This window comes from Sphingomonas sp. R647 (genome assembly GCF_020177055.1).
In the GTDB taxonomy this organism is placed as follows: domain Bacteria; phylum Pseudomonadota; class Alphaproteobacteria; order Sphingomonadales; family Sphingomonadaceae; genus Sphingomonas.
On sequence record NZ_JAIQXT010000004.1, the window covers coordinates 479,364 to 493,571 of the forward strand.

At 65.9% G+C, this 14,208-nt stretch carries 9 protein-coding genes; 6 read left to right on the plus strand and 3 right to left on the minus strand.

Annotated elements, in window-relative coordinates; translation table 11 throughout:
• Positions 1-182 precede the first annotated feature (182 nt).
• Entirely contained in the window at positions 183-899 is a 717-nt protein-coding gene (locus tag K9B35_RS12510; protein ID WP_224922167.1) for a L,D-transpeptidase family protein, read from the plus strand.
• Positions 900-905: 6 nt separating this feature from the next.
• Here the strand turns inward: K9B35_RS12510 and K9B35_RS12515 are convergent, their stop codons facing one another.
• Positions 906-3,164 carry a penicillin acylase family protein gene (locus K9B35_RS12515; RefSeq protein ID WP_224922168.1) on the minus strand — a complete coding sequence of 753 codons (2,259 nt, stop codon included), beginning with the start codon at positions 3,162-3,164 and terminating at the stop codon, positions 906-908.
• 89 nt (positions 3,165-3,253) lie between these two features.
• Here K9B35_RS12515 and K9B35_RS12520 point away from each other — a divergent pair, with 89 nt between their 5' ends.
• Complete coding sequence (locus K9B35_RS12520) at positions 3,254-5,326, plus strand: S9 family peptidase (RefSeq protein WP_224922169.1); 2,073 nt, start codon at positions 3,254-3,256, stop codon at positions 5,324-5,326.
• A 100-nt stretch (positions 5,327-5,426) separates the two neighbouring features.
• On the plus strand, positions 5,427-5,933 hold the full coding sequence (locus K9B35_RS12525; protein ID WP_224922170.1) for a thermonuclease family protein: 507 nt from the start codon (positions 5,427-5,429) through the stop codon (positions 5,931-5,933).
• Positions 5,934-6,048: 115 nt separating this feature from the next.
• Here the strand turns inward: K9B35_RS12525 and K9B35_RS12530 are convergent, their stop codons facing one another.
• Positions 6,049-7,644: an amidase gene (locus K9B35_RS12530; protein WP_224922171.1), complete on the minus strand. Its 1,596-nt coding sequence runs from the start codon at positions 7,642-7,644 to the stop codon at positions 6,049-6,051.
• Positions 7,645-7,714: 70 nt separating this feature from the next.
• Positions 7,715-8,050: a hypothetical protein gene (locus K9B35_RS12535; RefSeq protein ID WP_224922172.1), complete on the minus strand. Its 336-nt coding sequence runs from the start codon at positions 8,048-8,050 to the stop codon at positions 7,715-7,717.
• Positions 8,051-8,191: 141 nt separating this feature from the next.
• Between K9B35_RS12535 and K9B35_RS12540 the strand changes: the two genes are divergently transcribed.
• From K9B35_RS12540 to K9B35_RS12550, 3 genes are all read left to right on the plus strand, one after another.
• On the plus strand, positions 8,192-9,139 hold the full coding sequence (locus K9B35_RS12540; RefSeq protein ID WP_224922173.1) for a hypothetical protein: 948 nt from the start codon (positions 8,192-8,194) through the stop codon (positions 9,137-9,139).
• 263 nt (positions 9,140-9,402) lie between these two features.
• On the plus strand, positions 9,403-11,709 hold the full coding sequence (locus K9B35_RS12545; protein ID WP_224922174.1) for a TonB-dependent receptor: 2,307 nt from the start codon (positions 9,403-9,405) through the stop codon (positions 11,707-11,709).
• A 515-nt stretch (positions 11,710-12,224) separates the two neighbouring features.
• Entirely contained in the window at positions 12,225-14,171 is a 1,947-nt protein-coding gene (locus K9B35_RS12550; protein ID WP_224922175.1) for a ribonucleoside-diphosphate reductase subunit alpha, read from the plus strand.
• Positions 14,172-14,208 lie beyond the last annotated feature (37 nt).

The window sequence follows — 14,208 nt, forward strand, 5'->3', positions numbered from 1 at the left end:
CCTCGAACTGCTGGGGCTACGGTGTTGGGCCCCATATGGGGAGCGGACGCCGCGCCGTTAAGCGGCTCTGGTGGCCCAAGCGACGCGGGTTGAAAAGGGGGGTGAGGCCGTCAGGTTAACGCGCCTCCGTCCTGTCCCACAGCGATACGCGGTCAAATCGGGGGGTGGTCAGGCGCGGCGCGATGCACGATCTGGCGTGGATGGACCGGAGGAGATTGATGCGCGCAGGCGGATGGATGGTGCGGACGGGGATCGTAGCGGCGCTTGGCGTCGGCGCGATGGCTGCGGCTGCGCTGATCCCCGCGCCCGAACCGGCCCGAAGCGCACCCACGGTCAAAGCCGCTCCCGTCGCTCCGGCGCCGAAGCCAGTTGTCGCGTCTCCCATCGCACCGGCACCCGCCGCCGCACTCCCGCCCGCCGCCCCGGCGCTGGAGGCGATGACAGTCAAGCGCATCCTCGACATCCCCGGCCCGATCAGCTTCGGCACCTATTACTGGAACACCGACGGCGTCCCGCCCGATGGCCCGCTGGTGATCACCGTTGATCTGGAAGCACAGACCATGTCGGTGTTCCGCGACGGGTACGAGATCGGCGCGACCGCGATCCTCTACGGCATGGACGAAAAGCCGACCCCGCTCGGCGTGCACACGATCAAGCAGAAAAAGGTCCACCACATCTCGAACCTCTACGGCGCGCCGATGCCGTACATGATGCGCCTGACCTGGGACGGCGTCGCGATCCATGGGTCAGAAGTTGAAGAGGGCCGCGCCACGCATGGCTGCATCGGCGTCCCCACCGCCTTCGCCAAGCTGGTGTTCGCGCAGGCCAAGCTCGGCGACAAGGTGATCATCACCCGTGGCAAGCGGCTCGGCATGGGCGGCGTCGTCACGCCGGAGTGACCGGGGTCACTCCGCGATCCGCACCGCCTTCCCCACCTTCGCCGCCGCGATCTGCGCCGGGGTGAACGGGAACCGCACCCACTGCTTGCGCGAATACATTTGCGTCTGATCGCCATACCAGGGCGATTGCGGGTCGGGCGACTGCGAGTAGGACAGGATCGTGTCCGCAACCGGCCCCGCGTCATCGAACCCGACCACCTGCACATAGCTCGACCCATGGCGCGGCGTGACCCCGCCCGGCGCCGGCACCATCATCTGCACGTTGAGCACGCCCAGTGCGCCATCACCGCCATGGATCGGGATGCGATCGGTGATCCGCTGCGCAAAGGCGACATCGCCCCAGCGCGCATCAAGCGCGATCCCCGCCTTGGTCACCTCTTCCGCCGCCGACTTGAGTGCCGCGACCAGCTTGTCGCCCGTCTCACCGCTGATCACCAGATCGCGTGGGGTGTGCACCGGGTCCTTGGCATCGAACGGCACCGCCCAGATGCCGGGCAGACGCGCGACCTTCATCCAGAACCGGTCGAACAACCATGCCCCCCGGCTATCAAGCTCGAACCGCCCGTCCCATTTCGCCAGCGCCGCACAGGCATCGGCCACATCCTTGCCCGCGCACAGCGCCAGCAGCGGCTTCAACGCCAGCTCGCCCGCATGGCTCTTGTTGGCAAAGGTCATCGCCTTGGCGCGTGCGTGATCGACCTTGCCGCCCGCGATCAGCGCGCGGGTTTCGATGAACCCCGATCGGGTGCGCAAGGAAACCGGCTTCTCCGCCTCGCCTAATATCGGCGACAGCACCGGGTGCGGATGGTCCGCATTGCTCAGCCAATAGCTGTCATTCATGTTGGCCACATAATCGCGCCGCGCCTGCACCGCCTGATCGGCTGCGGGCATCAGCCCCGGCACCGGCGTCCCCGCCGCCGCATCCCACGCACAGGCCGATTTCGACCCGTCGAGCAGGATCGCGGTGCGCGCCACCGCCGGCGACAGCGGCGTCGCGCACGCCTTCGCCTTCTCCGCCGACACGTTGGGCACGGCGGTGACATCGGCGTGCAGCGCATCGCCATGGCGATCGGCGACGATGGTATTGACCCACGGAATGCCGAGCGTCTCGGTGACCGCCGCGCGCACCTCGCCGACATTCTTCGCCGTCGCGATCCGCACCCAGGTGCCGATCCCGCGCTGGTTCCCGGCATTGGCGTCGCGCATCGCGAAAGCGGTCGCCTTGCTCCAGTTCGCCATCGCCTGCGGGATCACGATCACCGGGCCAAAGCGGGTCGAATAGAGCGTCCGCGTGACCGGCGCCGCGCCATCGGGCATTGGTACGGTCACGGCCTTGACCACCATCTTCTCCGACTTGCCATCGACCAGATAGGCGGTGGGATCATTCGGATCGAGCGCCAGCTGATACAGCGTAAAGTGCCGCGCCGCCGTCACCGTATGCGTCCAGGCAATGTCCTTGTTGAAGCCCAAAGTAGGGAAGGGCGACCCCGCAATCCCGACCCCCGCCGTGTCCATCTTGCCCGGGATCGTCACATGCATCTGCCAGAAGCGGCTCGGCCCAGCCCAGGGGAAATGCGGGTTGCCGATCACCATCCCCTTGCCATTGGCGGTGACATCGCCGCCGAATGCCCAGCCATTGCTGGCGACCTCGAACTTCGCCGGGTCGGGCATCGCCGCGCTCGTCTTGGTCGGCGGCTCGCTTCCCGGCGGCACCGCATTGGCCATGGCCGGCGCGAAGTTCAGCGAACTGGCGAGCAGCATCTGCTTCTCATTCAGCCGCAGCATGTCGTCGGCGGTGATCGCCCGCACCCACGCCTTGCCGCGACACTCGGCCGGGACCCGCTCCGGCCCCAGATCCTTGAGATAGCGATTATACCCCGCGACCCAGCCAGCAGTCAGCGCCAGCGCCGCCGCCCCCTGCTCTTTCGCCCCGCGCCGCAGGGCTGGCACATCAATCGCGGAGCGGAAGAAAAGGTCGGACGACAGATTGTCGACGCTCTGGAAGCCCAATGTCGCGCTGCCCTTCGCCCCGAAATGCAGCGAGCGCTCGCCCGCCACTGTCGCGAACTCCTCGGCGATCATGCACAGATTATCCTGCGCATAGGCATAGCCCACGCCATAGCCCGCTCCGCGCCAGTCCTTCGCGACGATATGCGGCACGCCATGCTGGGTCCGGGTGATCGTCGCATCGTAGCGCTGAGCCTGCGCCGCGCCGCTCCATGCCAGCGCCACGCCCGCAGCCGCCAACAGCATCGCCTTGCCCATCCGATCCTCCCAGATTTTCGACCAGCCTAGCGCCGCTTCCGTTCACGGCAACCGTTTGCGCCAACGGGCGGCTGCGCTAGACGGGCCGGATGAGCCAGACCACGCCCCCCGTCGCCGCCACCCGCCCCTTCAGCTACGAGCGCCACGGCGTGACGATCGACGACCCCTGGGCCTGGCTGCGCGACCCCGGCTATCCCGAGGTCAAGGACCCTGACGTCCTCGCCTATCTCGAGGCCGAGAACACCTATCTGGAAGGCGTGATGGAGCCGCTGAAGCCGCTCGCCGAAACGCTGTTTCAGGAGATGCGCGGGCGGATCAAGGAAGACGACGCCACGGTCCCGCAAAAGGACGGCGCGTATCTCTACTGGACCGATCACGAGACCGGCGGCGAATATCGCCGCTGGTGGCGCAAGCCGGTTGCGGGCGGTGACGCCGAACTGATCCTCGACGAACCCAAGCTCGCCGACGGCAAGGAATATTTCGTGCTCGGCGGCTTCTCGATCAGCCCCGACGACCGCTATCTCGCCTATGCCTTTGACGATAATGGCTCGGAACGGTTCGAGGTGCGGGTCAAGGACCTGACCACCGGCGACCTGCTCCCCGACATGATCCCCGGCGTCCTCTCCGACCTCGTCTGGACCTCGGACTCTAAGGGCTTCCTCTACGGCGTCGCCAACGACCAGTGGCGCACCGACAATGCCCGCTGGCACAAGCTCGGCGATCCGGTCGAGAGCGACATCGAACTCTTTCACGAGGACGACGAGGGGTATCGCGTCGGCGTCGGCGAGACGCAATCGCGGCGCTTCCTCGTCATCTCGACCGGCGATCACGTCACCAGCGAAATCCGCCTGCTCCCCGCCGACAACCCGCTCGCCGAACCGATCCTCGTCGCCCCGCGCCAGACCGGCCGCGAATATGATGTCGAGGAGCATGACGGCACGCTCTTCATCCACACCAACGACACCCACACCAACTGGCGGCTCGTCACCGCCAGCCTCGATGCGCCGGGCGACTGGGTCGAGCGGATCGCGCCGTCCGAAACCTTCTACATGACCGGCGTCACCACCTTCGCCGACTATTTCGTGGTCGAGGGGCGCGAGGCCGGGCTCGATCAGATCGAGATCCACCAGTACGAAGGCGGCCCAGAAACAGACGGCGCCAAGCGCATCGCCTTCCCGGAGGCAAGCTATGTCGCCAGCCTCGGCGACAACCCCGAATATGCGATGGCGAAACTGCGCATCGGCTATGAATCGATGGTCACGCCCGGCACCGTCTATGACTATGACGTCGCGACCGGCGAGCTCGAAACGCTCAAGGTCCAGATCATCCCCTCGGGCTATGACGCGAGCAAATACGCGACCGAACGGCTGCACATTACCGCGCGCGACGGCACCGACATCCCCTGCTCGATCGTCTACCCGAAGGACTTCCCGCGCGACGGCACGGGCAAGCTCTACCTCTACGCCTATGGCGCGTACGGCTACGCCATCCCGCCGGGCTTCTCGACCGCACGCATGTCGTTCCTCGACCGCGGTGTCGCCTTCGCCATCGCGCATATCCGTGGCGGCGATGATCTGGGCCAGCAATGGTATCTCGACGGCAAGCTGGAAAAGCGCGCCAACACCTTCAACGACTTCGTCGACGTCGCAAAGGGCCTGATCGATCGCGGCTACACCCACAAGGGCGGCATCGCCATCGCCGGGCGCAGCGCCGGCGGCGAGCTGATGGGCGCCGTCGTCAACTCCGACCCCGATCTGTGGGGCGTGGTCGTCGCCGATGTCCCGTTCGTCGACGTGCTCAACACCATGCTCGACGACAGCCTGCCGCTGACCCCCGGCGAATGGCCCGAATGGGGCAACCCGATCACCGACAAGGCCGCGTTCGACCTGATCCGCGGCTACAGCCCGTACGACAACGTCAAGCCACAGGGTTATCCGCCGCTGTTCATTTCCGGCGGCCTCAACGACCCCCGCGTCACCTATTGGGAACCCGCCAAATGGGCGGCCAAGCTGCGCGCGACCAAGACCGACGACAATGTGCTGGTGCTCAAGACCAACATGGGCGCCGGCCATGGCGGCAAATCGGGCCGCTGGGAAAGCCTGCGCGAAGCCGCCGACGAAAACGCCTTCATCCTGTGGCAGCTCGGGCTGGCCAACGCCTGACCTCCCTCCACTATGGCGGGACTCCCCGCCATGGTGGATGCGTCGGTTAAGGATTTGATCAGCCGGGTCTTTTACCCTCGCGCCCGATGGACGCGAGACGATGAAACACCCTCTGGACCTGCACCGTGGCCGGCACCGGCGGCGAGGCTTCGGGCGCAACGAACTGGCGGGGATGCTGCTCGCAGGGATCGTTGGCGGGCTCGCCTGGTCGATGCTGCCTGCCGCCGCCCCCGCGCCTGCCGCACCGGCCGCCGCCCCCCGCACCGCCTTCGGCTTCTGCCATAGCGGCGGCGGCACCAATTGCGTGGTCGATGGCGATACGTTCCGCATGGCGGGGGACAAGATCCGCATCGCCGATATCGACACTCCTGAAACCCACCCCGCGCGCTGCCGTGAGGAAGCCCGGCTCGGCGCGGCGGCGACGCAACGGCTGCAGGCGTTGCTCAACAGCGGCGCCGTGACGCTCCATCCGATCGACCGCGACACCGACCGCTATGGCCGCAAGCTGCGCCGCGTCGAGGTGAACGGCCGCGGCGTCGGCGACACGCTGATCGCCGAGGGACTGGCCCGCCCCTATCGCGGACGCCGCATGGGCTGGTGCGTTTAAGCCTATTAGTTGCGGCACCGGCCCGCTCCCCCACCCGGCCACCCATAGAATACACTGGCGTTGGGTGGCCGGGTGGGGGAGCGGGCCGGTGCCGCCTCAGCGAAGCTGAAAGAACCTAACGCACCCCGTCCAGCCCCGGCCCTGCTTCGACACTGGGCAGATAGCGCGGTGCCACCCGCGCCTTCGCCTGCTGCTCGAACGCATATCCCGCCTTCAAAACCTCGGCATCGCGCCAGGCGGTAGAGAAGAAGCTCAACCCCACCGGCAATCCATCGACCATCCCCATCGGCACCGTCAGATGCGGGTATCCGGCAACCGCGGGCAGGCCGCTCGCCGATGGGCCGTCCGATTGATCGCCATGGACCGGATCGGACAACCACGCTGCGCCCGCGGTCGGTGCGACCAGCAGCGCGACATCGGCTTTGGCCAGCATCGCGTCGATCCCCTCCTTGCCCGCCAGCCGCAGCGATGTTTCGCGCGCGGTGCGATAGGCGGGATCGTCCAGCCCCTTGGTCTTCGCCGCGTCCAGGAAAATCTCCTGCGCAAAGAACGGCATTTCGCTCGAAGCATTGGCGCTGTTGAACGCGATCACCGCGTCCAGCGTGCGCGCGGTCACCGCATTGGGCGTGGTTGCGAGATAGGCGTCGAGATCGGCCTTGAGCTCGGTCAGCAGCACCGCGAACTCCGCCGCGCCCAGTCCGGGCGTTGCCGGCCGCTCGACCGGCACCAGCACCGCGCCCGCCGCCTTCAGCTTCTCCAGCGCGACATCGAACACGCTGGCCAGATCGGGGGACAGGTTCTGCGGTCGCACCACCCCGACGCGCACCCCGCGCAGGCCATTGGCATCGAGCCCAGCCGCATAATCGACCCGCTTTGCATCCGCCTGTGCCGTCGCCGCATCGGCCGCATCGCTCCCCGCCATCGCGGTCAGCATCAACGCGGCGTCGCGCACGCTGCGCGTCATCGGCCCGGCGGTGTCCTGACTATGGCTGATCGGCACAACATGCGTACGGCTGACCAGCCCAACGGTTGGCTTCATCCCCACCAGCCCGTTGATCGAAGACGGGCATACGATCGACCCGTCGGTCTCGGTCCCCACGCTCGCCGCGGCAAGGCTGGCCGCCGCCGCCGCGCCCGACCCGCTCGACGATCCGCACGCGGTGCGGTTGAGCGCATAGGGGTTGCGCACCAGCCCGCCGACCGCGCTCCACCCGCTCATCGACCGGGTCGAGCGGATGTTGGCCCATTCGGACAGGTTGGTCTTGCCCAGGATAATCGCCCCCGCCGCGCGCAGCTTCGCCACCAGCGGCGCATCGCGGCCCGTCATATTGTCTTTCAGCGCCAGACTGCCCGCCGTGGTCGCCATCCCGACGGTGTCGATATTGTCCTTCACCAGCACCGGAATGCCATGCAGCGGCCCGCGCAACTTGCCCGCCCGCCGCTCGGCGTCCAGCATCCGCGCCTGTGCGATCGCCTCCGGGTTGGTCGCGATCACCGACCGCAGCATCGGCCCCTTGCGGTCGATCGCCTCGATCCGCGCCAGATAGGCGCGCACCAGCGCTTCGCTGCTCGTCCGCCCCGCTGTCAGATCGGCGGCGAGGTCGTCGATCGACCGCTCGACAATCTGCGTCTCGGCCGACACCGCGACCGGCGCGGGCGGTGCGGCAGCGGCGGGTGAGGCAAGGGCAAGCGACAGGAACAGCAGCGACATCGCAGTCTCCAAAAAGCGTCTTTGGAGTAAGGCTAGCCGCGTGTCGCACGCCCCTCAAGCGATCTCGGGATCACGGCTTGCGCCGCGCGCTCGCAATGCTCCGCAACGCCTCGATCCGCGCCTGCAATCCCGCGCGCTCGGACTCACTCAGCCCGTCGCGGGCATAGCGGTCCTCCAGCGCCGCAATCCGGCGGCTCTCGCGGCGCAACTCCCGCGCCTCCTTGCGCGACAATTTGCCGGCATCGCGCGCATCGCGGATCGACCGGTCCACCTGATGCAGGTCGCGCGCCACCCCGGGCAGCGCCGGGCGCGGCGCGGGCCAGCCGGCATTGCTCCCCGCCGGATCGCGGATCTGCGCGGTGGCGGGGGCGGCAAGCATAGTGGCGACGATCAGCAGATGGCGCATGGGATTCCCCTTCAGTCAGAAGGATTGCATCGCGATGCTTTCGGATTGCTGACCGAGGAAAGTCGTTTGACATCAACGATATGGCATGGCTCTAAGACGCCGTGCGTGGCTCGGGGGAGCCGAATGAGATGGGGCAATCGCATGTCGCTTCGTGTGTCGAGTGTCGTCGGAGCTGCTCTGGTCTGCGCGTTGCTAATGCTGCCACGTCCGGCGATGGCGGGCCCATTCGATGCGTTGCCGACCGAGGTGCGCACGACGGCAGAGCCGCTAGACCTGCTCGTTATGGTGCCGCAAACTGGCCTTCGCGTGCAATATTCGCCGACACTGAGCTTGGCACCCGTCGCCAGCTTTGGCGGTCCGGTCGGCATGTTGTTCTCGGGGATTCTCGAACGGCGCGAACGCGATGGCCTGCGAAAGAAAGGGCGCGCATTCGACCCCTCGCTTGCTGACTTCGACGCCCACGCACTTGCCTTGACGGCAACGCGTGCAGCCTTCGCGGAGACGGTGTGGCTCCGGGCTGCGGACGCGCGGGTGGCTACAAATGGTGAGGCGATGGCTCGCGACTTGCCCGCTGCTCGGGCGACTTTGACCTTCGAATATGCAGTGAACCCATCGAACACCCGCGTTTTCGTTGCCTGCGCGCTCAAGGTTCGCGGGGGTGATCCAGTGTCGGGGTGGCAGGACTCAAACCTGCGGTATGAGAACCAATCCGAGGCTTCGATCGAATGGGAGGGCGCCCCTTCAAAGCAAGCCCGTTTCACCATGTTGACTGCCAACAACGGTGAGCGGCTCAAACGCTATCTCGAAGAGGCGTTTTACAGCTGCGCGCGCCTCACAAAGCGGCGGGCGGAACTGTCCGCCGAAGAGATTGCCGAGATACGCGCCCGTCCGGAAACGACGATCGTCCTGAAGGAAGGGTGGCTGCAGATCGGCGGATGGCTAGTTGATGGCCCTGACGGAACGGTCCGTGGGAAGTTCGGACCGCTCGGGGTTCGTAAGACTTTCACCGCACCGGGCACGCCGGGGGTGCTGTTGCTTGGATACACTGGGTTCTTTCACAACCGGGTGGATCCCTCGCCGAACCGTTAATACCGATGGACGATTCGCACGAGGCTGGCTCCGCCGCGCCGGGTCTTCCACTGGCCTTGATCGACCATCGCGATTCCGATGCGGCTTCTCCGATGACTGTTGAGACCCGCGTGAGGCCCTAGTCCAGCGTAACGACCCGCGCCCGACTGTCCCCAAATCGTCACGAAACTCTCCCCGCTTCGTCATCGAAATCGCGTCGCCGTGCAACAGATCGGGAGCAGGGGGCGTGCACCATAAACTACGTCCACCAGGGGAAATCGATCATGGCATCGCGCCTTTCCGGCGTCGCATTCGCGGCGCTGCTCACCACCGTGTCCGGCACCGCGCTCGCGCAGGAAGCGCCCGCATCGCGCGCGGCGGTTGAGGACGAAAATGGCGACATCATCGTCACTGCTCAGAAAACCGAACAGCGCGCGGTGGACGTGCCGATCACGATCAGCGCGAACAGCGGCGAGCGGATGCGGGAGCTCGGCGTGCAGGACCTGGACGAGCTGTCCAACTATGTCCCCGGCCTCAACGTGCAGGAGCAGAGCGCGAACAACCCCGGCATCGTGATCCGCGGCATCACGTCGGACTCGGGCTCGGCGCAGCAGGGGCCGCGCGTCTCGCTCTACTATAACGGCGTCGATATCTCGCGTTCGCGCGGTTCGTACCAGGCGATCTACGATCTCGAGCGCGTCGAAGTGATCAAGGGGCCGCAGGCGACGCTGTTCGGCACCGCCTCGACGATCGGCGCGATCAGCATCATCTCGGCGCGTCCCGAAGCGGGCTTCTCCGGCCAGCTGACCGCCAGCTACGGCAATTTCGACGCCTGGCGCGTCGCCGGCTTCGTCAACGCCGGCAACGACGTGTTCGGTGGCCGCATCGCGTTCGAAGTGAAGAAGCGCGACGGCTATGTCGAGAACCTCGCCGCCAATCAGGACGATCTCTACGCACAGGACCAGCTCGGCGTGCGCGGTTCGCTGCGCTGGAGCCCGAGCGACGCGTTCCGCGCCGACCTGATCCTCACCTATGACCAGCAGCGCAACAGCGGCACCCCGTTCATCTCGCGCGCGCTGCCGACCACGGCGGGTCCGGGCAACCCGTTCGGCGCGGCGCATCTCGGCGGCTCGCCCGTCTCGGCGCAGGTGCTGGGGATGGAAAAGCTCGGCCTTAATCGCGAGGTCTACGACGCCAACCTCACGGTCAGCTGGGACATCACCGATCGCTGGTCGCTGACCCTGGTCAACGGCTATCGCGAGTTCGACAGCCTCGAAGTGTTCGACGCCGACGGCTCGGCCGCCTGGTATCTGGAGTTCGCCGAATTCGCCAAGGGCTGGCAGGCCAGCCAGGAAAGCCGCTTTGCCTATACCGGCGCCAAGTTCCGTGGCTCGTTCGGCTTCAACGTGTTCGTTGAGGACAGCTTCCAGAACGTCCCCTTCTCGTCCGAAGAAGGCACGTTCCTGCAGTGCGCGGCGAACTTCATTCCGGGCCTGGGCTGCATCAATTCGGCGGGCGTGGTGACGGCGGCACTGGCGACGTCGCGCGCCACCGGCGGCCTCGCCACCGCGATCCCCTACAGCTCGGTGTTCGAGAATCAGGGGCGCAACGACAGCTACTCGGTGTTCGCCGACGGCACCTGGATCCCGTTCGACCAGCTTGAGCTGACCGCGGGCGTGCGCTGGCTCACCGAAAACCGCCGCTCGGGCTATTTCGCGCGTGTGCCGCGCTCGGTGCTCAGCGGCGGCGCGTCGCTGATCCCGGGTCAGGTCGATACCGCGGGCCGCACGCTCCACGCCGAAGACAGCTTCGACGCCGTGCTGCCGCGCTTCAACGTCCTGTTCCGCGCGACCGACGACATCAACGTCTTCGCCACCGTGTCGAAGGGGCGCCGCTCGCCGGTCGTCCAGCTCTCGGCGCGTTCCACCCCCGCCGGCCCGGTCGAAAACCTCAACCTCGTCGCTGAGGAAAAGGTGTGGAACTATGAAGCTGGGCTCAAGGGCCGCGTCGGTCCCGTCTCGGGCACGCTCGGCGTCTATTACCAGAAATATGACGGCTTCCAGGTCAGCGTGATCCAGCCCGACGGCACCACCCGCACGCAGAGCGCGGGCAAGGCCAGCAACTTCGGTGTCGAAGCCGAAGTCAGCGTCCGCGCGACGCCGTGGCTGACCGTCTTCGCCAACGGCGCGTATATCGATGCGAAGATCGAGAAAGGCAATTCGGTCGCCCCCGCCTTCTCCGGCGCACGCTTCCGCCTTCAGCCCGAAGTGCAGGCGGCGGGCGGCTTCACGCTCAACACCGAAATCGGCGGCGTCCGCGTCTTCGCGACCCCGACCGTCACCTATCGTTCGCAGATCTTCTTTGAGATCCCGAACAATCCCGCGATCAGCCAGCCGGGCATCACCCTGTTCAACGCGCGCGCAGGCGTGTCGATCGCTGAGGGTCGCTACGAACTGGCCGTGTTCGGCCGTAACCTGTCGAACGAGGATTATCTGCTCGACGCGGGCAACACCGGCGGTGGCTTCGGCATCCCGACCTTCATCCCAGCCGAGCCGCGCTTCTACGGCATTGAACTGACCGGCCGATTCTAACGCCTTCCCCTCGCCCCTCCGCAGGAGGGGTGAGGGCAAGAAGGGTCGGATTCGCATTGGACACAGCATCCCCGTCCGGCTTGCCGGGCGGGGATCGCTACATCTGGTGGCGTCGCGGAGTCAGAAAGCTGTGGATGACTTGCCCCGCGAAAAAAATCCTGCGTTCGCACGTCGTTCTCTTGCATTCTGAAAAGGCGAGGAAGGTCCGCGCGTCGCGCCCCTCATGCCACCCGTCGCGTGCCATGAACCGAGTCATATCAGCGACGAACCGAGTCCCTTAACTGTCATTTACGGTATTGCCTCCCGCGCCGGATTGGCACAATCTCTTGTGGTCACTAAGGGGGACAAACCCAAGCACTGGTGGAACACCGCTCGCGATCCTATATCGCGGGGTGTGCTGCTGTTGCCTGGGCGGGACGGATGGACATGTTTTGTTCTCTTCGTTCCGGATGCTAAGATGCTAGGATCGGTAACGCCCCCGAGTCGTGACAATTGGACGTGGCAGGGGACGACCGATGGACTTCAGAGAAAGCCAGGAAACGAGCGTGAGTGAAACCGTGACTGATACCACCGAAATGCTCGTCGAGCCCAAAACCCCGGCTGCCGCCGCCGCGCCTGAAAAGGCTGTGAAGGCGAAGAAGAAGCTCGATTCGAAGACCATCGCTCCGCGCATCTACCCGGTCGAGGTCGATCATTCGCGCGACGCGCTGCTGACCGAATTCGGCAAGGACACGCTGCGCGACCGCTACCTGCTGCCCGGCGAGAATTTCCAGGACCTGTTCGTCCGCGTCGCGTCGGCCTATGCCGACGACGCCGCGCACGCCCAGCGCATCTACGACTATATCTCGCGCCTGTGGTTCATGCCCGCCACCCCCGTGCTGTCCAACGGCGGCACCGGGCGCGGTCTGCCGATCAGCTGCTTCCTCAATTCCGTGCCCGACAGCCTCAACGGCATCGTCGACACCTGGAACGAGAATGTCTGGCTCGCCTCGCGCGGCGGCGGCATCGGCACCTATTGGGGCAATGTCCGTGGCATCGGGGAGCCGGTCGGCCTCAACGGCAAGACCTCGGGCATCATCCCGTTCGTCCGCGTGATGGATTCGCTGACCCTCGCGATCAGCCAGGGCAGCCTGCGTCGCGGTTCGGCCGCCTGCTATCTCGACATCAGCCACCCGGAGATCGAGGAGTTCCTCGAAATCCGCAAGCCCAGCGGCGACTTCAACCGCAAGGCGCTGAACCTCCACCACGGCGTCCTCATTCCCGACGCCTTCATGGAAGCAGTGCGCAGCGGCGCCGACTGGGATCTCAAATCGCCCAAGGACGGCAGCGTCCGCGCCACCGTCAACGCCCGCGCGCTGTTCCAGAAGCTGGTCGAAACCCGCCTCGCGACCGGTGAGCCGTACATCGTGTTCGCCGATCACGTGAACAACAACATGCCCAAGCATCACCGCGATCTGGGCCTCAAGGTCTCGACCTCGAACCTGTGCAGCGAGATCACCCTGCCGACCGGCAAGGATCACCTCGGTAACGAGCGCACTGCGGTCTGCTGCCTCTCCTCGCTCAACCTTGAAACCTGGGACGCGTGGAAGAACGAAAAGGGCTTTATCGAGGACGTCATGCGCTTCCTCGACAACGTCCTTCAGGACTATATCGACCGCGCCGAGCCCGGCATGGAAAAGGCCGCCTATTCCGCCGCCCGCGAACGCAGCGTCGGCCTTGGCGTGATGGGCTTCCACAGCTTCCTTCAGGCACGCGGCCTGCCCTTTGAGGGCGCGATGGCCAAGACCTGGAACAGCAAGATCTTCAAGCACATCAAGGGCCAGGTCGACGAAGCTTCGATGCAGCTCGCGGTCGAGCGTGGCCCGTGCCCCGACGCCGCTGACATGGGCGTGATGGAGCGTTTCAGCTGCAAGATGGCGATCGCGCCGACCGCGTCGATCAGCATCATCTGCGGCGGCACCAGCGCCTGCATCGAACCGATCCCGGCCAACATCTACACCCACAAGACGCTGTCGGGCAGCTTCTCGGTCAAGAATCCGTATCTCGAAAAGATCCTGATCGAAAAGTCGAAAAACAGCGAAGCGGTGTGGAACTCGATCCTCGAGCGCGGCGGCAGCGTCCAGCATCTCGACTTCCTCAGCCAGGAAGAAAAGGATTGCTACAAGACCAGCTTCGAGATCGATCAGCGCTGGCTGCTCGAACTCGCCGGCGACCGCACGCCCTATATCGATCAGGCCCAGTCGCTGAACCTGTTCATCCCGGCCGACGTCGAAAAGTGGGACCTGCTGATGCTCCACTTCCGCGCATGGGAACTCGGCATCAAATCGCTCTACTATCTCCGCAGCAAATCGGTGCAGCGCGCCGGCTTTGCGGGCGGCGTGGAAGCCGACAACACGATCGACGCGCCGCAGTTCAACCTGGGCGAATCGACCGACTACGACGAATGTCTGGCGTGTCAGTGAACTGAATCCCTCTCCCTTGGGAGAGGGAGGGAGCCGC

What these genes read in the sequence shown, in the direction of transcription:
- K9B35_RS12510 (WP_224922167.1), top strand. Translation starts at nt 183, where the DNA reads ATGCACGATCTGGCGTGGATGGACCGGAGGAGATTGATGCGCGCAGGC.
- K9B35_RS12515 (WP_224922168.1), bottom strand. Translation starts at nt 3,164, where the DNA reads ATGGGCAAGGCGATGCTGTTGGCGGCTGCGGGCGTGGCGCTGGCATGG.
- K9B35_RS12520 (WP_224922169.1), top strand. Translation starts at nt 3,254, where the DNA reads ATGAGCCAGACCACGCCCCCCGTCGCCGCCACCCGCCCCTTCAGCTAC.
- K9B35_RS12525 (WP_224922170.1), top strand. Translation starts at nt 5,427, where the DNA reads ATGAAACACCCTCTGGACCTGCACCGTGGCCGGCACCGGCGGCGAGGC.
- K9B35_RS12530 (WP_224922171.1), bottom strand. Translation starts at nt 7,644, where the DNA reads ATGTCGCTGCTGTTCCTGTCGCTTGCCCTTGCCTCACCCGCCGCTGCC.
- K9B35_RS12535 (WP_224922172.1), bottom strand. Translation starts at nt 8,050, where the DNA reads ATGCGCCATCTGCTGATCGTCGCCACTATGCTTGCCGCCCCCGCCACC.
- K9B35_RS12540 (WP_224922173.1), top strand. Translation starts at nt 8,192, where the DNA reads ATGTCGCTTCGTGTGTCGAGTGTCGTCGGAGCTGCTCTGGTCTGCGCG.
- K9B35_RS12545 (WP_224922174.1), top strand. Translation starts at nt 9,403, where the DNA reads ATGGCATCGCGCCTTTCCGGCGTCGCATTCGCGGCGCTGCTCACCACC.
- K9B35_RS12550 (WP_224922175.1), top strand. Translation starts at nt 12,225, where the DNA reads ATGGACTTCAGAGAAAGCCAGGAAACGAGCGTGAGTGAAACCGTGACT.